The 22,929-nt window shown below is 44.8% G+C and carries 15 protein-coding genes; 1 reads left to right on the top strand and 14 read right to left on the bottom strand.

Annotated features, from left to right (window positions below; all coding sequences use genetic code 11):
* Positions 1-42 precede the first annotated feature (42 nt).
* Positions 43-552 (top strand): Gx transporter family protein, encoded by a 510-nt coding sequence (locus GPK60_RS03925; RefSeq protein ID WP_022119505.1) that lies wholly within the window; start codon positions 43-45, stop codon positions 550-552.
* A 149-nt stretch (positions 553-701) separates the two neighbouring features.
* On the opposite strand, the gene GPK60_RS03920 is transcribed toward GPK60_RS03925, so the two are convergent.
* The 14 genes from GPK60_RS03920 to GPK60_RS03855 all read right to left on the bottom strand — a co-directional run.
* Positions 702-6,902 carry a glycoside hydrolase family 2 TIM barrel-domain containing protein gene (locus GPK60_RS03920; RefSeq protein WP_215658891.1) on the bottom strand — a complete coding sequence of 2,067 codons (6,201 nt, stop codon included), beginning with the start codon at positions 6,900-6,902 and terminating at the stop codon, positions 702-704.
* A gap of 436 nt (positions 6,903-7,338) precedes the next feature.
* Positions 7,339-7,695: a hypothetical protein gene (locus GPK60_RS03915; RefSeq protein ID WP_173895232.1), complete on the bottom strand. Its 357-nt coding sequence runs from the start codon at positions 7,693-7,695 to the stop codon at positions 7,339-7,341.
* 268 nt (positions 7,696-7,963) lie between these two features.
* The gene (locus GPK60_RS03910; protein WP_215658890.1) at positions 7,964-9,034 is read right to left on the bottom strand and encodes a beta-methylgalactoside transporter; all 1,071 of its coding nucleotides are present in this window, start codon (positions 9,032-9,034) and stop codon (positions 7,964-7,966) included.
* Positions 9,035-9,048: 14 nt separating this feature from the next.
* Positions 9,049-10,545 carry an ATP-binding cassette domain-containing protein gene (locus GPK60_RS03905; RefSeq protein WP_173865927.1) on the bottom strand — a complete coding sequence of 499 codons (1,497 nt, stop codon included), beginning with the start codon at positions 10,543-10,545 and terminating at the stop codon, positions 9,049-9,051.
* A gap of 138 nt (positions 10,546-10,683) precedes the next feature.
* Entirely contained in the window at positions 10,684-11,910 is a 1,227-nt protein-coding gene (locus GPK60_RS03900; protein WP_226911811.1) for a galactose ABC transporter substrate-binding protein, read from the bottom strand.
* A gap of 161 nt (positions 11,911-12,071) precedes the next feature.
* Complete coding sequence (locus GPK60_RS03895; RefSeq protein WP_173897365.1) at positions 12,072-13,091, bottom strand: substrate-binding domain-containing protein; 1,020 nt, start codon at positions 13,089-13,091, stop codon at positions 12,072-12,074.
* Complete coding sequence (locus tag GPK60_RS03890; RefSeq protein ID WP_173897364.1) at positions 13,078-14,805, bottom strand: sensor histidine kinase; 1,728 nt, start codon at positions 14,803-14,805, stop codon at positions 13,078-13,080. The genes GPK60_RS03895 and GPK60_RS03890 overlap by 14 nt, the downstream gene beginning before the upstream one ends.
* Positions 14,789-16,393, bottom strand: coding sequence for a response regulator (locus GPK60_RS03885; RefSeq protein WP_173865930.1), 1,605 nt, complete (start codon positions 16,391-16,393; stop codon positions 14,789-14,791). Before GPK60_RS03885 ends, GPK60_RS03890 begins: the two co-directional genes overlap by 17 nt.
* 97 nt (positions 16,394-16,490) lie before the next feature.
* On the bottom strand, positions 16,491-17,105 hold the full coding sequence (locus GPK60_RS03880) for a TIGR04100 family radical SAM protein (RefSeq protein ID WP_022119494.1): 615 nt from the start codon (positions 17,103-17,105) through the stop codon (positions 16,491-16,493).
* A gap of 15 nt (positions 17,106-17,120) precedes the next feature.
* A complete protein-coding gene (locus tag GPK60_RS03875) occupies positions 17,121-17,954 on the bottom strand; it encodes a pyridoxamine kinase (protein ID WP_215658889.1) in 834 nt (277 codons plus the stop codon).
* A 12-nt stretch (positions 17,955-17,966) separates the two neighbouring features.
* Complete coding sequence (locus tag GPK60_RS03870) at positions 17,967-18,506, bottom strand: ECF transporter S component (RefSeq protein WP_022119492.1); 540 nt, start codon at positions 18,504-18,506, stop codon at positions 17,967-17,969.
* 156 nt (positions 18,507-18,662) lie between these two features.
* Complete coding sequence (locus GPK60_RS03865; RefSeq protein ID WP_215658888.1) at positions 18,663-20,978, bottom strand: transglutaminase-like domain-containing protein; 2,316 nt, start codon at positions 20,976-20,978, stop codon at positions 18,663-18,665.
* A gap of 3 nt (positions 20,979-20,981) precedes the next feature.
* Positions 20,982-22,076 (bottom strand): DUF58 domain-containing protein, encoded by a 1,095-nt coding sequence (locus tag GPK60_RS03860; protein WP_215658887.1) that lies wholly within the window; start codon positions 22,074-22,076, stop codon positions 20,982-20,984.
* Positions 22,077-22,250: 174 nt separating this feature from the next.
* Positions 22,251-22,929, bottom strand: a 679-nt coding sequence (locus GPK60_RS03855; protein ID WP_215658886.1) for an RNA-guided endonuclease TnpB family protein, incomplete at its 5' end; no start/stop codon positions are given.

Genomic DNA, 22,929 nt, shown 5'->3' with positions numbered 1-22,929 from the left:
TCAAACTATGTCGCCCGATCGGGCGACGGAATGGAGTTTTGTATGAAAGTAAAACATATGACGTTTCTGGCAATGTACACGACCATTGCCCTGACGATTTTTGTGGTAGAGGCAATGCTGCCGCCGCTCGCCCCGATCCCCGGGATCAAGCTGGGACTTGCCAATGTCGTTACGCTGTGGCTTCTGTATTATGCTACCTGGAAGGATGCTCTGTGCGTACTTCTGATGCGTATCCTGATCGCCAGCATGGTGACCGGGCAGATGGTATCCTTCTCCTACAGCCTGTGCGGCGGTCTGTTCTGTTTCGTGGCCATGGCACTGCTCTTTCGGCTGCTCGGGAAAAAGCACATCCCTTTTATCAGTGTGATCGGTGCCCTTTTCCATAACCTCGGTCAGATCTGTATCGCCATGGTGATCCTTCGCTCGGCAAGTATTCTTGTTTATCTGCCGATGCTGACCATCAGCGGAATTCTCACCGGAGCATTCACCGGACTGTGTGCATGGTTTGCATCCAGAAGGCTTCGAAAAGACCAGGTGTGGTTTATCCGCTGATCCACGGCTTTCAGAGACATACATGCCTGGATATCCTGAACTGCTGTAACAAAAACAGAGTCCCGAAAACGGGACTCTGTTTTTGTTTTGCAGCTTTTCATCCTGGATGATGCCTGCGAATCGCCCTGACACAAAGGACAATTGCATCCTTATTTTGTTTTCTTATAAGATGCCTTCTTTACGCCTGCTTTTTTCAGAGCTTTTTTCAGCTTGTTCAGCTGTGATTTTTTCATCTTCTTCGGTACTTTCACCGTTACTTTTGATTTTCCGGACTTGAATGCATTCTTTCCAACGCCCGGTGCTTTGATTCCCTTGAAGGTGATCGTTGCCAGTTTCTTGCATTTGTAGAAGCTGCTCTTGCCAATGCTCTTGACATTTGCTCCGATCACAACGCTCTTCAGTCTGGATGCATTTTTGAATACATTGTTTGCAACTGCGGTTACTTTAAAGGTGTATCCGTCAATGGTCACCGTTGCCGGAATCGTTACCGTCTTGACCGTTTTCTTCAGAAGCTTGCTTACTGTTACCGTACCATTCTTAGCATCTGATTTTGTTACTTTGAATGCCAGTTTGCCGTCAGCACTCTTATGAACAGATCCTTTTGCCGGAACTTTCTTCGGTACATCTGGTTTTTCTGTCTCCGGAGCCTTTGTCTCGGTCTGCGGAGCTTTTGTTTCTGTTTCGCTGTCCGGTTCTTTGGTCTCTAGCTCGTTATCCTTTGCCTTTACGTTGATCTCAACCGTTGCTTTCACATCCGGTCTTGCCGCACTGCTTACGGTAATCACTGCTTTTCCTGCTGCCTTTGCGGTTACCACACCTGCATCACTGACTTCTGCGACTGCTTTATCACTGGATTCATATTTCAGATCTTTGCTGTCTGTAGTATCTTCCGGAGTGATCACTGCGGTCAGTTTTGCAGTTTCGCCGACTTTCAGTTCGCTCTTGTCTGCTTTTACAGAAACTCCTGTGATTGGTTTTTCCACAACCGGTTCACCGTTTACTTTTACTGCGATTTCTGCATATACATCGCTGTCTTTTACAGAAACTTTGATTTTGGTCTCACCGGCTTTAACTGCTGTTACATTGCCTTTGTCATCTACCGTTGCTATGGTTTCATCTTCGGATGCAAAGGTAAGCTCGCCTTTTGCATAATATGGTGCGATTGCTGCACTTACCTGTGCACCTTCTGCCTCTTTCAGTTCCAGAGCATCTGTCGAAACATGTACACCCGTTGCAGACATATCGATGTTATTGTATTTATACTCATCGAAGTCATACCACAGTACCGTCTTTTCATTATCTGCTTTGTAAGTTCCGTTATCCAGATCATCTTTGCTCAGTGCTGCTGAGTAAACGCGGATGTTCTTCAGATATCCGGAAGAAAGACGTTGTGTCTCCGGACAATATCCGATACCAAGCGGATAGGTCGTTGTAGCTACGCTTCCCACATTCTGTGTGGTTACCATTTCTTTTCCTTCTACATAAACAGAAATATTGTTTCCATCGTAAACTGCTGCTACATGCAGCCACTGGTTCATTTCTTCTGAAGTAAGAGGAACCTGTACGATCTTCCAGCTTCCATTCGTATTCTTGATAAAGAAGTACACCGTCTGCTCAGAAACACGGAATGCCGCACTGCTGTCACCTTTTGATGCGATCATATTGTAGTCAGCACCATTGTATCCTACATTATTCGGATTAAATACAGCTTCAATTGTAAAGGCTTTATTTCCCCCGATCAGACTGTTGAAGGTTTCATCTGCTGTTTCTCCGGTTACATCTGCATACCCTTTCAGACTAATTTCGCCGTCTTTTTCTGCAATATTTGCTGTAGCTGCTGCACTGATATCCATATCATAATGATTTGCACTCTTGTCTTGTACAACAACCGCTGCATCTTCCGTCTCTGCAAATTTCTTTGCCAGTGCGATTGCCTCCTGCAGTTTCTGATAACGGAGTTCACCTACCAGAGCCTTACCTTCTTCTGCCAGTGCATTGTAAGATACGAGCATGTTCTGAAGTTCTGTTGCATCACTGGCTCTCTGTACATAAAGTTCATCAATTTCATCAATCTTAGCATTCAGTTCTTCTGCTGCTGCTTTGATGATATCATCCTCAGAAACAGATGCTACGGTGCGGTATGCACGTGTTACATCCATCGGATCGCTGTCTTTTGTGGTATATGGTACCATGGTGTACTCATAAGTATAAGCTTTGTTATTTGGAAGCAGGTATGCGGAAAGTGTATCCGCTCCGCAGCTCTTGTTTCCGGTTCCCTGTGAACGATAGTTTACTGTCAGGATCGTGGAATCCAGTTTGGTCAGTTCATATGGATGCTGTGCCTGATCCAGATCATCTACTGTGAAATGCAGTGCAGACGCTTCTACCGTATCGGTTGCTGCGATTGCCATTGCACTCTTTGCAGATGGGTTGGTTACGCTGATCCATTTTACTCCGGTTACGGTACCGGTATCCTGTGTATCCAGATACGGATAGAACATTCCGGATACGGTGTTGCTATATCTTCCAACCGTTGCGAAATCTTCTCTGTCCCACATAGCCTCTACCGGGCCGTTACCATACCATTCTACGTTTTCATATCCTTCCGGCAGTTCCATAACGGTACCGATACGGATATAACGTCCAAGGCTTGTTCCGGTTGCGTCTACGGTTGCATCTACCGTCACTGCACCGCTTCCGTCTACCTTATAAACCATGGTCTGTTTCAGGTTTGCCTGGCTTGCACTTGCCAGTGTCACACGGATCGTCTTCTGTCCTGCATCGTTTGTTCCGACCGCAATATCAGAAGCCGTTACATTTTTGTTGACATTCTTCCAGTTTCCATCATAATTACCGTTATCGTTGTTGAGAATACCTCTCCAGTAATTCGGAACCGGTCCGCTTGTCAGCAGAGTCTCACCTTTGTATACATAATTTTTCAGTGTTCCGGTTGCTTTCTCTACTTCGAAGCTGAAATCGGTACCGGAAACTTTGATCACATCTTCTGCACTTTCATCTACGGTTACGTTTGTATTGACTGTCGGCTCTACTTTTGTGACTTCTGCCGGGATCTGGAACTGCTCGTAAGCAACTTCGTGTCCTGCTTTTGCCCATTCGGTATCCTCTTTGAGCTGTACAGACAGGTTCAGATAATACTCTGCTCCTGCTTTCTTTTCTTCCGGCATAGATGCACGATACGGAACTTCGATGCTTCCGCTCTCTCTGCCTGCGATGTTGGTATCTTCCGCAGAAAGTTTACCGGAGCCAATCTCTTTTCCGTCTTCAGTCAGTGTCCATTTCACGTCAAAATCATTCAGATTCAGGAAGTTATTTTCATTGTAAACATCGATGGTCTCGCCGAGCAGCCTGCTGTCATCTGCGGTAAACCATACGCTCTGATACTGATATTTTACTTCATAAAGTTCCGGCTGGACATCCCTGTCCGGAGATACCAGACCGTTTACACAGAAGGAGTTGTCGTTCGGGCTTTCGCCGGAGTCTCCGCCGTATCCATAGAAGTTGCCTTTGATTTCATCGGAGTACAGATTTGTATGAGCATCGGTATCTGCATAGTAATCATACGGTTTGGAAGATTCATCAACGGTCAGGCCCGAAAAATCTGCCCACAGAAGTACATCATCAGATTTCTCTGTGATTGCCGGTGTCGTGCTGTTCTGAGCATTGATCTCCTCCAGGGACAGTGCTCTGCTGTAAACGCGGCCCATAGAAATTTCACCGTCAAAGGTTCTGCCGTTGTCAGCACTGCATCCTACTCCCAGTGCTACGCTGCTGGATGCAATGGTTGTATTTCCGTTTCCGCTTCCAACCAGCTCTCCATCACAGTAGATCTTGATCGCACCTTTATCGTAAGTTGCAACAACCTGATGCCAGTTTCCTACCCAGTTATCCGGTTTTTTCGCTGTCACAGAATTCCAGTTGTTGTTATAGTAAGCAAAGAACTCCAGCTGTTTACTGCTGTTTGTCTTTAATGCAAACTGATAGTCACCTTTTGCGATCAGGACTTTATCTGCTCCGTCCGATGCCGGTTTGCAGATAACTTCTACGGTAAAGCTCTTGCCGCTTCCGGAGAGTGCTTCGTTGTATTTATCGCTCTCAAACAGTGCATAACCATTTGCACTCTTGCCGGTCAGTGCTCCGCTGTCCGGATTTTCATCGACAGAAGAAATGCTTGCAGATCCTACCACGCCGTCTTTCTTTTCTGTTACAACGTAAGACTGTGGCAGATTGTCAAGGCTTAAGATTCTGGACTGGTCAACCCAATCCCAGATAAATCCGCCGAGCATATTGTCGGAAGAACGGATCGCATCCCAGTATTCTTTCAGGTTACCAACCGCATTACCCATCGCATGGTCATATTCACACAGAACATATGGCATATTTGCTGCTGCTCTGGAATACAGGGTATCAACACTTGGGTACATATTGCTTCGCATATCGGTTCCATTGTTTCCATCCGAAGATTCTGAATGAATCGGTCTTGTACTGTCGTTGTTCTTGAAGTACCAGATCAGATCATAGAACATGCCATTTGCATAAGAAGCACTGCTGCTGTAATAATTTTCGTTTCCGGTTGACCACATAACGATGGCAGTGCGGTTTTTCAGTCTGTTGAATGCGGTAACCGTACGATCCATTGCCAGGTTCTTGAAGTTTACCTGTTTTTCCCCCTGATTCATCAGTGCATGAGATTCCAGGTTGGTCTCACCCATCACGTAAATACCGTATTTATCACACAGATAATACAGATACTCGTCGTTGCTGTAGTGAGAGGTACGCAGTGCATTTAAGTTGTACTGTTTCATCAGTTTGATATCTTCTTCCTGTGTCTCATGCGGTACATATTTGCCGTATTCCGGATCGGTATCATGACGGTTTGTACCTTTGAGCAGAAGCTGTTTACCGTTGATCGTGATCGGTTTGTACTCAGAATCGGTTGTGATACGATTACCATTTGTATCTACTTCTGATTTTGTAAACTCGATCTCACGGAATCCAAGCTGCTGGGAAACGCTTCCCATGTAGGTGCCTGTCTTGGAATCGTACAGGGACAGAACCATCGTGTACAGATTCGGCGTCTCAGCAGACCACAGTTCCGGTGAAAGAACCAGTTTGCTGCCAGCTGTCGAAACGCTGCCGTCGGTATCACCGTCTGCTGCCGGAACGGTATCCAGATCCATCGTCATATCGTTGACAAACATCTTTCCGTCCTGATCATAAAGACGTACATCCACTTTATAACCTTCTGCTGCTGCCTTGGAAGCATTTGCTACGGTTACATTCAGCTTCATCGTTGCATTTTCGTAGTTCTCATCGAGATCTGTCTCTACTTTATAGTCCTGGATATGTACCAGCGGTGCAGAATACAGATATACATCACGGAAAATACCGCCATCATAATACATATCCTGATCTTCCATCCAGGTACCGTCACAGAATTTGTGAACTTCAACTGCCAGAAGGTTGTCGCTTCCGTCTGTTGTCAGATAATCGGTAATATCAAAGCTATGTGGACTGTAGCTGTCCTCGCTGTATCCTACTTCTTTGCCATTTACATATACATAATAGGAAGATTCTACGCCCTGGAAGGAAAGATAAACTCTTCCGTTTGCTGCCTTCATGTCATCGGTCACCTTAAAAGTCTTGCGGTAAAGACCTACCGGGTTATAATTTGCCGGTGCATTCGGGGCACTGACATTACTGTCATATTTTGACTGCCAAGGCATAGTTACATTGGTATAGATAGAAAAATCAAATCCCTGTCTCGTCCAGCTGCAAGGAAGCTGCAGATTTGTTTTCCAGTCGTTCGTCGTTGCTTTGTAGTCGGTCTTATAGAAATCTTTGTATGCATCACCCTGTGCGAGTGCCTGGTTCTGTAACACAACAAGTGACCAGTCTGCCTGATCCTTCCCTGTTAAGAACTGTACATATTTTGATGCTGCTTTGTCGTAATCTTTTGCACCTTTGATTGCTTTCTCTACGCTGTCATACACCACATTGGTCGTTGCAAAAGTGCTTGCCTGTTCTGTGTTGATGCCATATACATCTGCTGCTTTGACCTGATTGCCATCCACATCGGTATAGGTTTCTCCGGTCCATTCTTTGTGCGTGAATTTTGTTTTGTCCACGTCGGATGTTACTTTTGCGGCCTGATTTGGGACAGCTGTTTTTGTCCACGGGTCGGTGTAGCTGGCATTGGTGTTGGACTTACTGTCTGCCTGCGTCTGCAGTGCAGACTCGGATGCTGCTTCAGCTGCAGGTGCTGCACTTACTGCCTGTCCTGCGATCATGGAAGCCGCCAGGGAAAATGCCATAACTTTTCTCCACTTCATACTTCTTGCTCCTTTCTTTTTGCATCTTTTGAAGCTGCAGTCTGCAGCTTCCTTCTAATGCATGCTCTAACAAAAATTTCAGTCCTCTTTCACCGGACTTAGTAAAATTTTACCATATTATTCACAATTTGTCCATAACATTTCTATACATTTTACAGTGTTTTACAAGATTTTTACTAAACTTCTCACTATTTTTCAGTAATTCACACAAAAAAAGTGCGACATTTTTGTCACACTTTTTTCTTGCAAGATTTCGCTAAAAGTTGAATGTGCAAACGAACGGTATCATAAAAAATAATACAGCCATGATGAATCCAAAAACAAATCGCTCTGACGGTAGCAAGGATTGTTTTCGAATCATCATGGCGTTATATATTTTATAAAATCATTTCTATGGCGTTCATTTGCACATTTACACAAACTCCACCACAATTTTTTATTTATCTGCATCCTCTGATGCATCTTTGCTTTCTTCTATTTTATCTTCCAGCTCTGCCACTTCTTTTGCTTCTACGGCAGCTTCTTCACCTTCAGAAGTCTCTGCATCTTTTTTTTCTTCTTCCGGTACTGCATTATAGTCTTCTTTGATTGCTTTATAGCTCTTGGTGACTCCCATGATCACCATCCCTGCACCGATCACAGCAAACACTACCATAAAAATGGACATCAGTATTTTATCGGTTCCGCTGCTGGTCGGGATATCTTTATACATATAGTAGGCCTGTGCCAGCAGATATACGCCTGCCATGGCATAGATCGCCATACGTCCTTTATACTTTGCTCTGTCATTCATAATATTATGCTCCTCTCTTTTTGCCTGTATTTCACATATTATGATGTCTGATCAAAAGGTATTTACCCTCTTTGATACTGGATTGTTCCGTAGGCATCATAGTTGGAGACTTTTGACACCCACATCATGATATCACATTTCCAACAGAAAAGATAGATAATACTTATCCGTTTTTCTATTTTCAGTTCAAATACAGGCGAACGTTTTCTCCGATCAAGAGAAAAAAAGAGCCGAACAATATGTCCGGCCCTTGAGATTCTGTAAAAAATTATTTACGAACCAGGTATTTTCTCATATCGATAGAGCAAGCTACCAGGATGATGAGACCTTTGATGATGTACTGCATACTCTGGTTGATTGAGAGGAACTGCAGTGCAACGAAGATAATTCTCAGGATGAATACACCAAGAACGATACCACTGATCTTACCAGTACCACCTACGAAAGATACACCACCGATAACGCAGGCTGCGATAGCATCACACTCGTAGTTCAGACCTGTGTTGGCCTGGTTGGAACCGATACGTGCTGACTCGATGAAACCTGTAATACCATACATGCATCCAGCCAGGGTATGTACTGCGATTGTTGTCCAGAATACACTTACACCAGATACGTTTGCTGCTTCCGGGTTAGAACCTACAGCGAACATATTTTTACCAAATGTTGTTTTGTTCCACATGAACCACATGAAAGCAATCATGATAATTGCATACCAAACATAGTTCGGGATTGGAACGCCAAAGAATTTAACTAAACTTCCTGTTACGAAGTTTTTGAAGGAATTGTCCAGACCTGACAGAGGCTGTCCATTGTTTCCGTTGATCATGATGTACAGAAGCAGTACACCGTATGTAATCAGCTGAGTTGCCAGTGTTACGATGAATGGATGCAGTTTAAACTGTGCTACGAACCATCCATTGACGAAACCTACGATACCACCAACAACGATAACGATCAGGATTACTACCGGGATTGGCAGTGGCTGAAGATTCGGGAACATCTTTGTTGCATAGTCCATAGACTGCAGTAAAGATGCGGAAATACATGCTGTCAGACCTACAACTCGACCAGCAGAAAGGTCGGTACCGGTCAGTACGATACATCCTGCGATACCAAGTGCGATCGGAATATTTGCAGCTGACAGAGAAATAATATTTACGATAGAAGATACACTCAGGAATTTGTGGTTCTGTGTGTATGTATAGATTGCAGCAATGATGATCAAGATATACATCAGGTTGTTGATGAATCCCTCTTTCCAGAAGGTTTTCTTGTCTTTGCTGTCCAGTGTTTTATAATTTGCGATACTTGCTTTTAAATTTGAAAATGCTCTCACTTACTTCAGCCTCCTTATACATATTTTGCCGCAAGGGTCATGATCTCTTCCTGGTTCGTCTCGCTGACATTTACTTCACCTGCAAGACGTCCACCGGACATAACGAGAATTCGGTCACAGATTCCCAGAAGTTCTGGCATTTCAGAAGAAACTACCATAACTACTTTGTTCTTATTTGCAAGATCCAGAATCAACTGGTAAATCTCGTATTTAGCACCAACGTCGATACCACGTGTCGGCTCATCCAGCAGCAGTACTTCCGGATTGGTCAGCAGCCAGCGTCCAAGGATAACCTTCTGCTGGTTACCACCTGACAGTGAACGGATTTTTGTTTCCTGTGTCGGTGTTTTGGTATGCATCGCATCGATGGACCACTGAGTATCCTCTCTCATGGACTTCTCGCTCAGATACAGACCTTTCTTTTTATGTTTCTTAAGGCTGGAGATAACCGTATTTTCACGAATACTGAGAATTCCGAAAATACCGGTTGCACGACGTTCCTCTGTCAGAAGGGCGAAACCGTTCTTGATAGATTCACGTGCGTTGCGGTTTGTGCAAACCTTACCGTCCAGTTTGATCGTTCCTGATTTTCTTGTTGCAATACCGAAGATGTTCTCCAGTGTTTCGGTACGTCCGCTTCCGTCCAGACCGGCCAGACCAACAATCTCACCACGGCGAACTTTGAAAGAAACATCACGCAGCAGAGAGTACTGTGCAGTCAGGTTTTCTACTTCCAGAGCAACTTCGCCCGGTTTGTTTGTCTTTGGCGGGAACTGGTTTGTCAGCTCACGACCTACCATCAGTCTGATAATCTCATCCATTGTCATTTCTTTTGCCGGTTTGGTAGCTACCCATGTACCGTCTCGCATGACTGTGATGTCATCAGAAATTCTGAGGATCTCTGCCATTTTATGGGAGATGTAGATGATACCACATCCCTGATCTCTCAGCATATTTATAATTTTGAACAAGTGCTCTACCTCTTCTTCCGTCAGGGAAGATGTCGGCTCGTCGAACACGATAATTTTCGAATTAAAGGAAACTGCTTTTGCAATTTCTGCCATCTGACGCTGTGATACCGGCATAGTGCTCATGATCCTCTTCGGATCAACATCAATCTCCAGTTTGTCGAAAAGTGCTTTTGTATCATCATACATTTTCTTTTCGTCTACCATCGGACCTTTTTTGGGATAACGTCCCAGCCAGATATTGTCCATAACACTACGTTTCAGGGCCTGGTTCAACTCCTGATGAACCATTGCTACACCATTTTCCAAAGCTTCCTTGGAGTTTTTGAAATTGATTTCTTTCCCTTCCAGAGAAATGGATCCGCCGTCTTTTACATACATCCCAAACAGGCACTTCATCAATGTAGATTTCCCAGCGCCGTTTTCTCCCATCAGTGCGTGAACCGTTCCTCTTCTTACGGTCAAAGAAACATTATCCAACGCCTTAACGCCTGGGAACTCCTTGCTGATATTTTTCATTTCAAGCAAAACATCATGCTCCATATCCTGACCTCCTGTCTTTCTACTGCTTACCTTTATACTTAAGGAACGGCCGCCGACCAGCGGCAGCCGTTACCCTTGTATACTATTTCACGAATGAATTTCCATCATTCATTTTCCGTTCTGTTTCAGAATCAGATCTTATTCTTCTCCTGTGTACATAGCGTATGGGATGTAGATCTTATTCTTAACGTTTTCAGAGATGTTGTAAGAATCTGTGTTAGCCATTACATCCTGACCTGAACCAGCGTTCTTTGTCAGATCTGCGATACAATCTGCCATACCTTCAGCATCCTGTTTGATTGTACCTGTCATCTTACCGTCTTTGATCAGCTGTTTAGCTGCATCTGTAGCGTCTACACCGAATACAGGGATTGTCTTGCAGTCATCTGTACCCAGGTTGTATCCTTTGTCATTCAGAGCAGAGATAGCACCTTCAGCCATACCATCGTTGTTGCAGATAACAAGTTCGATCATGTTCTTGTTTTCTTCGTTGTACTGTGTCAGGTTGGTTGTCATGTAGTTGTTTGCAGCTGTTGCACTCCAGTTACCATCCTGGTCAACCTGGTAGCAGTCTGTGTTGGAAGAATCAAAGTATTCCAGAGCCGCTTTTCCGTTCTCTTCCAGAACTTTGTTAGCATCTTCTACACCATACTGTGTACGGTAGATAGCTTCTACGTTACCAAGCTGTCCCATGAACATAGCGTAGGAGATCTTTCCGTCGCCGTTCAGGTCTACTGCATCGTAGTTGTCAACCAGGTAGTTACCGATCATTTCGCCCTGCATATGTCCGGCTTCCGGAGCATCTGTACCAACGAATGCACACTTGTCATAGCTTCCAAGTACTTTTCCTTCGTCTTCGTCGCCTTCAACTGCACGGTTGAAGAAGATTACAGGGATATCTGCTGCTTTTGCTTTTTCAACGATCTGAGAAGAAGCGTCTACAGAACCAGATGTTACGATGTTAACGATCAGTACGTTTGCACCTGTCTGGATAGCTGTATCGATCTGCTCGTTCTGTGTTGTCTGGTTGTTGTTTGCATCGTAGTCCTGATATTTAACACCCAGTTCGTCCAGTTTAGCATCCAGTGCTGTACGTACGGAAGCGATGTATGTATCGCCGTATGTATAGTACATAACTGCTACGTCTGCGTTAGACAGGTCAACATCGCCTGCTGCATCTGCTACGGACTGTGCTTCTGACTCAGCATCAGCTGCTGCTGTATCAGCTGTTGTATCAGCTGCTGCTTCTGTTGCTGCTGCTGTATCAGCTGTTGTATCTGTTGTGTTGTTAGATGATCCGCATCCTGCAAGCAGAGATGCTACCATTGCTGTTCCAAGTAAACCAGCGATTACTTTTTTCTTCATGATAAGTTCCTCCCAAAAAAAATGATTTGTTTTTCATTACTCTAACAATATAGCACAAAGTTCTCAATTTTCCAATATGATAATTTACGATTTTGATATAATTTTCTATTTTTTTCTTAAGATTTAAACCACCGTTTCATACTTTTGCACGAAAACGAGATTTAATTTTTGTTACTTTTTTCGAAAGCAAAGAGTCTTCTCTGACATTCTTCATCATACATGTTCTCTTTGTCCACTGCGATCGTATCCGTATAAATGGTATCTTTGATGGAATATCCGTTGATCAGCTTGTAGGCGGTCTCCACGCCGAGATACCCCATGGCATAGGAATTCTGTACGATCAGGGTGTCCACTTCCCCCGTCTCCAGCATGCCGACCGAAACCACATTGCTGTCAAATGCGACCACACGGACATTGTCTTTCAGCCCAAGTTCCTGGATTGCATAGCCGACCCCGAGTGTTGTCCATTCGTTAAAGGTGACGATCACATTGATCTTCGGATGCTTTTTCAGCATTTTCTTTGTTCGTTTTTTTGCATTTTCTGTATCGGAAAGCACATTGATCACAGCATCAATTCCGGCTCTTTCATCACTCAGAATGGTATCTCGAAATCCTTCTTCTCTTTTCTGGCCATTGTCCGAGTTTTTATCGTAATTCACAATACCTATATGGATTTCTTCGTTTTCATCTTTCATGGCTGCTTCCGCTGCCTTACATCCCGCATCGTAATTATCGGTTCCGATCCGGCAGCTGACCGCATCGCTGTCCACGTCGCTGTCGATGACCACGACCTTGACCCCTTTGCCTGCCGCATCATTGATCGCATCGGCATTTGCCTCATAATCTACCGCAGAAAAAATAATGACTTCCGCTCCGTCTTCCACTGCCTTTGCAATCATCTGATTCTGTGTCTCATAATCTTCTTCGTTTTTTGGTCCCTCGAAAATCAGATCCAGATTGCATGCCGTGGCAGCGTTGCTCGCCCCTGCATAGACCGATTTCCAGAATCCGGAAACGGTTGACTTTGCAATAAAAACAACTTTGTGCTTCTGATCGCTGCTGCTTTCACTTTCTTTTCCGCTGAGAATCGGACGGTGAAAAGCCGTCAGACAGAAAATCATCACCAGACAGACCAGAAATGCCATCCACAGGATGCGGTTTCTCCATCTATTTGTCTTCATAGCTTCCCTCCGTTACTTTCGGCATCATAATCGTGACACAGGTGCCTTCATCCAGCTCACTCTTTATGGTCAGGCCGTATTCTTCCCCGAAATAGATCTTGATACGGTCATTTACATTCTTGATTCCGATTCCGGCACGGTCGCTTCGCTCCTTTTTCAGTACTTCCTCGCACTGTTCTTCTGTCATGCCGACTCCGTTGTCCTCCACCGTAAAGATGATCTTGTCTTCGCTCTGATGGATACCGATCCTGATCATGCCCTCATCTACCATACGGTCCATGCCGTGATAAATCGCATTTTCGATGATCGGCTGCAGTGTGATTTTATTACAGTAATAAGAAAGGCATGCCTCATCAACATCAAATTGATACCGGAACTGATTTTTATAGCGGAAATTCTGAATATGCAGATAGCTCTGTGCATGCTGCAGCTCTTTCTCAATCGGGATCAGCTCATGTCCGCGGCTGATGCTGATGCGGAACAGCCTTGCCAGGGCATTGACCATCTCCACGGCATCTTCATTGCGTCCGGCTTCGCACATCCAGGCGATCGCATCCAGTGTATTATAGAGGAAATGTGGATTGATCTGTGCCTGAAGTGCCTTCAGTTCTGTTTTTCGAAGGCTGATCTCTTCCTGGCGGACTTCTTCCATCAGCTTCTGGATCCGTACTGCCATATGTTCAAACGAATCCGACAGAGCGGAAATCTCTTTGGTTCCCGTCACCGGATGATAGACAAACTCGGCACTGTTTCCCTCGAATTCTCCCATCGCACGCACCAGGCTTGTAACCGGTTTTGAGAACAGATCCGAGAACACGCTGCCAAGGAACACCGTTCCGGCAAGTACGATCGCCAGGATCACGACCAGACTGCTAACTACGCGTTCCACTTTGTTTGTGATCATTTCATCCACATAACATACTCCCACGATATGCCAGTCGCAGTTCTGAAGGGAGTTGACGGTGTAAATCACATTAGACTTGATGTACGTCCCATTCTCCATATTTTTCTGGTTTTCTTCTTTTAAAGAAGCGTAAATGAGCTGCTGCTGCGGATGATAGACAATGTTTCCGGCATCATCGGCAATATAACAGTAGCCATGCTGCCCGATCCCGACATCATCCACATAATCAGCGATATTGTAAAAACTGATATCCACCGCTACCTGGATCGTATTCCCGTTTGCATCCTGCATGTTCTGGGAAATCGTTACCACCCACGGATAGTAATCCACAAACAGGGATTCTACATGCGGTTTTGTGATATTTAAAATTCCTTCTTCCTGCGGCAGATCACGCACATAAGAAAGATTTTTGATATAATTTTCTTTTAATTTCTGACCATTTGTCCAGCATTTTAAGATCTTGCCGTTCATATCATAGGAAGTAACTGCAACAACATCGGATCTTATCTTCAGAAGATTGGAGAAAAAATTATTTGCTTCTTCCTCCTCTTTCTGAATGTTAGCACAGATCATCTGCATGATATCGCTCATGTCTTCGGTATAGTTGAAAACGGTATTTTTCACCTGCACAACGGCCTGCTCGCTCGTTGTGATCGCATTCTGCTCCATATCATTGCGGTAAAGATTGACAAATATAAGCAGTGATACGACTGAAGTGATCATAACGATCACGCTCACCAGAATGATAAACAGACCCGACAGTGAAATCTGCTGAAACCGCTTCACCGCCTGTTTAATCCTGTCTGCCATCTTCATACGTTCTCCTGCAGCTGTTCGGTGAAACACCGGTATATTTTTTAAAGCAATAACTGAAATAATGCTGGTCATTGTAACCGCATTTTTCAGATATCTCACGGACTTTCATGTTGGTGTCCATCAGAAGCTCTTTGGCTGTCTCGATACGCTTTTTCGTAAGCAGCTCTTTGAACGTCTCACCGGTATCCTTTTTCAAAAGTGCACTTAAGTAGTTCGGGCTGACGGAAATTTCGGTGCTGACCGAGACAAGGGACAGATCCGGATCGGCAAATTTCTCGTTGATGATGCGGATCGCACGGTTGCAGAGCATCACACTGCTCTTCTTTCGCTGGTCTGCGATCATCAGACGTGCCGTAGTGCAGATATCTACATAAAACTGCCTGGAATCTCCGATATTGCCGAACATTTTCATGCTGTACATCGGGAACTTCTGCTGCATCTGCTGAACCACTTCTTCTCCGGCAACCGAATAAAGTACCTGATAAACCGTCGAAACGATCAGCATCAGGATAAAATCCGTCTCAGACTGAGAGATTTTGTGCTGTACGACCTGGTCAAAAAAGTTCTGCAGATAGCCGCTGATCTCTTCCGGTCTGCCTTTTCGCAGCAGATTTTCGATATCTTCCACGGTCTGATGCACCATCACCTTGTCAAAGCTCTCTGTCCGTTCATCGTCTGATATAAAATGAATGTTTCCTTCTTCTTTTCCGTAATTTGCAGCCGCACTCATCGCCTCCAGATAGCACTCATGACATCTTTCCAGCTTTTCGACTACTCTGCTGACTCCGATCACGCTGTCCATCCCCATGATACGCTCCACACTCTGACAGATGTCATCTACCAGAATATGCAGATATTTATCAAAGCCACGCGGCGTTGCCAGAAGCAAAGATACTACGCGTCCCTGTAAATAGACGCTGCAGTACTTGGTGTACTTTTTGAGGATGGAATCGATCGCCTTGACGCTGCCTCTTGTCGTGCAGTTCTTTCCGTCTTTATCCAGGATTCTGGTGACCATCACCGCATAATTCAAGGCTTCCGGCTCTTCCCCGTCGAGCAGTCCGCAGGAAATTGCCTCTTTCATCAGCATCCTGTGCTCTTCTTCCGGAAGTTCCCCGCCAAAGCCATCCAGAAGCAACGGCGTCAGAAACTCTCTTTTCTCAATATGCTCCTGACGCATCCCCGGCTGGGAAAATACCTGAAACTTCTGATCGATCTTCTCTTTCATCTTCAGGAGCTCTTTTTCAAGTTCGGAAGATGAGATCGGTTTTAACAGATAGCTGATAATATTATATTGTATGGCCTGCTGTGCATAAGAAAAATCATCAAATCCACTCAGAAATGCGATCTGGGTAGCCGGCCTTATCTCCCGCACCTGGCGTGCAAGCTCGATGCCGCTGATAAATGGCATGCGTATATCCGTCAGAAGCAGATCCGGCTCCAGCTTTTCCGTCAGTTCCAAAGCTTCCGCACCGTTTTCCGCCTCTCCGATCACCTGAAAACCGACGCTTCCCCAGTCTACTTTCCGGATCAGGGAACGACGGATCTCTTGCTCGTCATCTGCAACAATCACTGTGTACATGGTGTTCTCCTTTACTAACTTTTCGGTATTCTCACAGTTACCTTTTTCCTTCCATTATACCCAGAATTGCAGATTTGTCAAAAAAAAGGAGGACTTTTCAGTCCTCCCACGGGCGAATGCGGTATTTTGCCCCTATGCGGTCACAGATTTCCTGACACTGCTTTTCTTCTTCGTGTGTGATGGTCGTCTCTACGGTCGTCATCACAACATTTGGAATGTATTTTGTACATTCTTTTGTGAAATCGATCATGGCATCAAATGACTTTTCTCCGAATTTGCTGCGTACCAGCCTGTGGTACTCATCTGCATTCGGGGTATTCAGGCTGACAGAAATCGTATCCACAAGACCTTGCAGTTCCGGAACGATGTCTCTTTCATTGACCAGACTGCCAAGTCCGTTTGTGTTGATACGGATCGGCATATTGTACTTTTCTTTGATCAGCTTTGCACTCTGTTTCAGCACATCGAGTGCCTCGGTCGGTTCGCCGAATCCGCAGAATACCACTTCTTTATATTTTGAAAAATCTACGGCTTTCATGGCTTCCTGCACTTCTTCAAAAGATGGTGCATGCTCCAGCCACAAAACATGGGAATTTTCCATGTGATCTCTGGTCTGACGCAGGCAGAAGGTACAGGCACATGGACATTTATTGGTGAGATTTACATAGATATTATCGTGTACTTCATAGAAAATCGTCATTTCTTTTTTCATAATGCAGCATTCCTTTCAGTCTGTTTTTAATTTTCCTAAAACTTCTTCAAAACATACGCCGTCTGTCAGCGGAATATCCAGTTCCTGTGAGCGGATAATACATTTTTTGATAAAATCGGAAGCTTTCTTCACGGATTTATAGAACGGCACTCCGTTGACGGCATCGGCTGCGATGATGGATGCAAAGATATCGCCGGTTCCGGAACGCTGTGTTCCTTCTTTGTGGATACGCAGCACTTTCGGCTGCTGCCCTTCTTCGTAACAGAAGTTTGCAATAAATCCGCCCTGGACGATACCGGTGATGGCGATTTTTTTCGGTCCCATCTTGTGGATCTTTTCTGCCATTTCCTGGATTTCTTCGATCTTCCATTTTTCTTTGTACGGTGTATCGGTAAGCACGCAGGCTTCTGTGACATTCGGTGTGAGAATGTCGGCAAACTCGACCAGTTTTTTCATTTCACCGCACATTTCTTCTGTGTAGGTCGGATATGGTTTTCCATAATCGCCCATTACCGGATCAACGATGATCTGTGTTTCTTCTGTTTTAAACTCTTTAAAAAACTTTTTTACAATCTCGATCTGTTCTTTGGAACCTAAAAATCCGGAACAGATCCCGTTAAAATGAAGATCCAGTTTTTTCCATTCCTGCATATAAGGAACCATGCGGGAAGTATAGTCTTCGAAAAAGTAGCTTGGAAAACCCGTGTGGTTGGAAAAAATGGAGGTCGGCAGCGGACAGCACTGCACCTTCATAACAGAGAGAATTGGCAGTGCTACTGCTATCGAGCATCTGCCAAATCCTGAGAAATCATTGATCACTGCAATTTTTTTCTGATTGTTGTGAGACATATTTCACCTTTCCTACGCAAGTCGTTTGATAAATACCGGAATTTTAGCTTTTTCAAATGCAAATCCGATCACATAGAACAGCAACAGTCCGATCACACCTTCTGTGGTCAGTCCCGGGATCTGGGCAAAACCTGCTGCCATGCCGCCGTAAAGGAAGCATCCTGCAAACGTATAGCCTGCAATCATGATCACGATACCTGCCGCTGCTCCGAGAAATGTACGGAGACGCATCATACGGATCTCTTCGCCTTCGCGATAAGCGATCATAGCGATCACAAGTCCCATGATCCCTTTGATGATCAGTGTCGGAATGATCCACTGTGTATAGCCGCTGAGCAGATCTGCCAGACAGGAGCCAATGCCGCCTGCCAGCATTCCGGTCATATTTCCAAAATAAACACTAACCAGCAGAATGCAGCAGTTCCCAAGATGCATGTAACCAAGCGGGATCGGGATCTGGATCACCATGGTCGATACACAGACAAGTGCGATCGCCAGAGCATTGATTGCCAGTTTCTTTGCTGTCCAGTTTGTACTTTTCTTTTCGTTCATACTTTTCTCCTTCATGACGCACTTGCTGCGTCAATAATGGCAGATTTGGAAGTCAACTTCCAAACTTTCACCTTCCTGTTTTTTCTTGCTGTTCAGTATAAGCTTTTTTTGTCATTTAAAAAACAGACAATATTCAGCATTTTTACAGGGTCAGTTTTAAGCATATGCTTTGATAAAGCGGAAAAGAAACTTCTTTTTGCGGCTCATGCCCTTCAAAGCCATACGGCAGGTGTAACGATAAAGTCCCCTCAGCTGCATGGTTTCCTCTTTTGTCACCGGATCACCCGCAAAGTTTGCCCGCATCACAATGTCCATCGCCTGATCAAGTTCTTCTTTGTTCAGCCACTGGAACTGTTCACAGACCTTCGCCGTAAATCCGTCTTTCATGCAGTCCAGTCCCTGCGGCATTCCGGCAAAAACGAGCACTTCATAGAAATCCCTGAAAATCTCCTGTGCATTTTCGCCGCTGCGTCCGCGAAGTCGGATCGTCCGCCTTGCAAACAGGATCAGCCCTGCAAAGATCAGAGACAGAAGAACGGCTGCGATCGATACGATCCCTGTCTGTGTGCCCGAAAGACTTCCATTCATGCCATTTGCACCATATCCGTTTTTGCTGTCAGAATCACTGCTCTGGTCTGCATTTTGTTTCCTCGTATCCGGAGTCTGATCCTCATTTTTATCGTTGTTCTGCGTTCCTTCTTCTGTATCCATGCTTTCTGTCTGCTGCGTTTCCAGACGGGACGCCACTTCTTCGCTCTGCTGCTGTTTTTCCTGCGGACTTTCGCCATAGTAGGATAAATCTGCCCCGGAATCATAGGACGGCGTTGTCTCAAATGGAATCCAGCCATAGTAGTCCGTATAAATTTCTGCCCAGGCATGTGACCTGCTGTCTTCTACGTTTGCGAGCCATCCGGCTCCATCCTGCCAGTCAAAATCAGCTGCCGGAATGGCAAATCCGGTCGCATAACGTGCCGGGATGCCGTACATCCGCATCAGAAGCACAGCTGCCGTCGCAAAATGCACGCAGTACCCTTCGTGTTTTTCAAACAGGAAATATTCTGCAAAATTCTGATTTTTCGGAAAACGTCCGACCTGTGGATTATAAACAGCACTCTCATCGAGAAACGTCCGCACGATATTGCAGATTTCCTCGATATCCGCCCCTGGATTGTCCGCCACAAACTGCTGCATCCGCTCTGTTCCCTTTGTCGGATAATCCAGATAATGCTGATACACATAGTCGCGGTAATCGTCCGTCAGGCTGTCAGCCGGTTCAGTGAAAAGATATGCAATTCTCTCGATTGGATAATAACGATATTTCTTTTCTGTGCCGTCATCAGACATACCCTGGGAAAAATAAGGAGCGTAGGGATGACTGGCATCGCTTTTCCCCTGTGGAAAGCCAACTGTCAGACGGACTGCCCCATCATATCCCTGTGTATTCGACCAGGCTGCCGCTCTCTGGCAGAAAATTTCTGCTTTCTCTTCCGGATCGTCGTTTGCTTTCCACCTGGTATTCGAGTATTTCGTACCGGTGTACACTTTCAGATAGAGGCTGCCCTGCGGCTGCTGATCCTGGCTGACTGAAAAAAGCACTTCTCCTGTATTCAGGAAAAAATCAGCATCGTTGATTGTACCTTCGCTCACGCCTCCGGATGCTATTTGTGGCATCTGGCTCTGAAGCGGAGCCGTCCATTTCTCGATCTCTTTTATAAAGGACGTCTGCTGGATCCTGGCTCTCGTCTGTTCTTTTCCCTCAAAAAACGGCTCCAGAAGGGATTTTCCGGCTGAAAATCCGATCAGGAGCAACAGCAGCGATAGAATCCCCAGAAAGAAAGCACTGCCATTTCGCTGCCTGTCGTGTTCTTCTGCGGAGGATGCGATCAGTCCCAGTGCACACAGCAGCATGCAGAATGTCCCCATACCATCCGGAACCTGTCCGAAAACAAACGCCGCACAGAATGGAACCACCAGAAGTAAGACCGCCAGATATTTGCCGATTTCTGTGCTCAGACAGATAAAAAACAGATCATACAGCAAAAAAACGACCACGATCAGGGCACAGGTGATCTCATATTCACTACCGATCCCCTGATAAACACCCCCAGGCACTGTCATTCCTGACTGGAAAACCCTGCTGATCTCCGAGAATCCTTCCAGGATCACGGAAAAACGCATCCACACAAGAATGGGCGTGACCGCCAGTGTGAGCAAAAGCAGCAGAAACTGCCTTTTTTTCATCAGATAGAGTATGCCCATCCAGATCCCGGCTGCCAGCAGCACACCATACAGCAGATCCGCATCATACACAACGTTTATGATTCCAAGAGCCGTCTTCATCCAGCCGAAAACACCAAGGATCATATAGCAGACCGGAACGATCGCAAGAAATCCGGATGTTACCGTTCTCTTTTCTTTTTCGGAGATACTTGCCTGCAAAGAGAGGCCTGTATCTTTTTTTCTTTTTTTCATATCTTACACTTCCAATACAAAGCCTGAAAGGCTCTCTTTCAACTCCTCTTCTCCAAATGTTACGGTATCTTCTTCGTCTCTTTGCAGATTTCCTTCTTTGTCCAGAATCAGAACGGTGCTGTAAGTTCCTTCCGGATAGGAGGAAAAATAAGCTGCTTTCACATCATATTCCTGCTTATAAAAGGATGTTCGCATCAGAAGATCCAGCATTTCGTAGAGATCCTGTTCTTTTTTCACTGCATGACGCCGGATCTGTCCTTCTTTTTCATCGTACCACGCCACAAAATGCGGACATTCTGCCTCAAGCATGGAAAAACAAAGCGAAGCCGCCAGCTCAAAAAAGTGATCTGCTCTTTTTGCACCGCCTTCTTTCTGACTAAGCTCCAAAAGAAGCAATACCTTGCAGCCGCACGGCATACTGTATTCTTTTGTCATCAGCTCGCCGCTTCTTGCACTGCTTTTCCAGTGGATCTGCTGCATCCGGTCTCCCGGTCGGAATTCGCGGATCTGAAAAATCTCGGACGGATCGTCCCCGCTTCGCTCCTTCTCATATTCATCGCCTTCCACCGGAAAATTTCTGGTTTTCATGGAAACCTCCACCGGAAACGTGTGGATATCAGGCAATACATTAACATTTATCTGAGACCGTACTCTGACCTTTCTTGCAAAAAGATGCAGATAATCACTCACCTGCACTTTTTTGAGTGAAAAGACCATTTTACCGCAGTAATCTGCTTTTGCACTGATTTTTATCGTTTTTTCCGTTTTTGCCGCCACACTCTCATCCACGATCCTTTTTTCACTGCATCCGCCGCTGCGGTTCTCACATTCCAGAATGGTATATACAGCAGATACCGGCAGCACTCCGCTGTTTTTTATATGAAGCTCCATCTCAAACGTCTGTTTCTTTGCAGATACCGGCACTTTCATATCCAGCCATACACAGATATGCAGCTTAAGATACCAGGACATCAGAAACATAACTGCTGCCAGAAGCAGTTCAAATGCCAGCACCGCAAGCATCCAGGTGCTGTCGTACATGATCTCCAGATATATCGTGATAAGAACCAATATCATATACCATACTTTTCTTATCATACCATACCGTTACTGAAAACTTATAAAAAGTTATAAACTTCCATGTTTCATTCCTACTTCAACGAGTATGCTTTTGATGATATAAATATCTATCTACTCACAAGTTCTTGTACTCTCCATAGGCGTAAATTCCGGACTAACGTATCCGTACATATTTGCATTAACGTTTCAGTGTTAGCTTGCAAATCGTTCTCCATAAGCCTTGAGATTTATAGATGCCTGGAAATCTCTGTCAACCATATTCCCACATTCACATCTATAAACCCTGTCAGATAACTTCAGATCTTTTTTGATGTTTCCACAGCAGCTGCAAAGCTTTGATGATGGATAAAACCGATCAGCCACTATAAGCTGGATCCCTTTATCATTGCATTTGTATCCAAGCTGTTTTCTAAACCAAAAAAATCCTTGTTCCTGTACTGCTTTGGATAAATGTCTATTTTTCATCATTCCGCTGACATTCAAATCTTCAATACAAATAAATCTTGGCTTTCGATTTACGATCCCAGATATGGTCTGATTCAAATGGTTTTTACGGATGTTTGTTAATCTGTGATTTCGTTTTAATAAAAGTTTTTCCTTTTTGATTACATTATTTGTTTTACAGTAACTTTCCCCTTTCTTATTTTTCTCGTAAGAACGAGAGATACTACGCTGTAATCTACGTTTCTGTTTTTCTAGTTTCTTTACTTTCTGACTCTTATTGATGTTCTTATACTTAACGGCATCAGAGCAGACAGCTAAGTCTTTAATTCCTAAGTCTATGCCAACTCCATCATCATTAAGTGTTTCCTTGCAGTTAGGAAATTCTACACATACACTGATCCACCAGTTCAATCCATCAAAGGATATT

It is taken from the genome of Ruminococcus sp. MCC718 (genome assembly GCF_018783905.1).
Classification (GTDB): Bacteria; Bacillota; Clostridia; order Lachnospirales; family Lachnospiraceae; genus Hominisplanchenecus; species Hominisplanchenecus faecis.
The sequence above is the reverse complement of the archived record's forward strand: the minus strand, read 5'-3'. Positions and strand labels throughout refer to the sequence as shown.

Excerpts from the sequence above, each read along its gene's own strand:
- GPK60_RS03925 (WP_022119505.1), top strand. The coding sequence starts at position 43 with ATGAAAGTAAAACATATGACGTTTCTGGCAATGTACACGACCATTGCC.
- GPK60_RS03920 (WP_215658891.1), bottom strand. The coding sequence starts at position 6,902 with ATGAAGTGGAGAAAAGTTATGGCATTTTCCCTGGCGGCTTCCATGATC.
- GPK60_RS03915 (WP_173895232.1), bottom strand. The coding sequence starts at position 7,695 with ATGAATGACAGAGCAAAGTATAAAGGACGTATGGCGATCTATGCCATG.
- GPK60_RS03905 (WP_173865927.1), bottom strand. The coding sequence starts at position 10,545 with ATGGAGCATGATGTTTTGCTTGAAATGAAAAATATCAGCAAGGAGTTC.
- GPK60_RS03900 (WP_226911811.1), bottom strand. The coding sequence starts at position 11,910 with ATGAAGAAAAAAGTAATCGCTGGTTTACTTGGAACAGCAATGGTAGCA.
- GPK60_RS03895 (WP_173897365.1), bottom strand. The coding sequence starts at position 13,091 with ATGAAGACAAATAGATGGAGAAACCGCATCCTGTGGATGGCATTTCTG.
- GPK60_RS03890 (WP_173897364.1), bottom strand. The coding sequence starts at position 14,805 with ATGGCAGACAGGATTAAACAGGCGGTGAAGCGGTTTCAGCAGATTTCA.
- GPK60_RS03885 (WP_173865930.1), bottom strand. The coding sequence starts at position 16,393 with ATGTACACAGTGATTGTTGCAGATGACGAGCAAGAGATCCGTCGTTCC.
- GPK60_RS03880 (WP_022119494.1), bottom strand. The coding sequence starts at position 17,105 with ATGAAAAAAGAAATGACGATTTTCTATGAAGTACACGATAATATCTAT.
- GPK60_RS03875 (WP_215658889.1), bottom strand. The coding sequence starts at position 17,954 with ATGTCTCACAACAATCAGAAAAAAATTGCAGTGATCAATGATTTCTCA.
- GPK60_RS03870 (WP_022119492.1), bottom strand. The coding sequence starts at position 18,506 with ATGAACGAAAAGAAAAGTACAAACTGGACAGCAAAGAAACTGGCAATC.
- GPK60_RS03865 (WP_215658888.1), bottom strand. The coding sequence starts at position 20,978 with ATGAAAAAAAGAAAAAAAGATACAGGCCTCTCTTTGCAGGCAAGTATC.
- GPK60_RS03860 (WP_215658887.1), bottom strand. The coding sequence starts at position 22,076 with ATGATAAGAAAAGTATGGTATATGATATTGGTTCTTATCACGATATAT.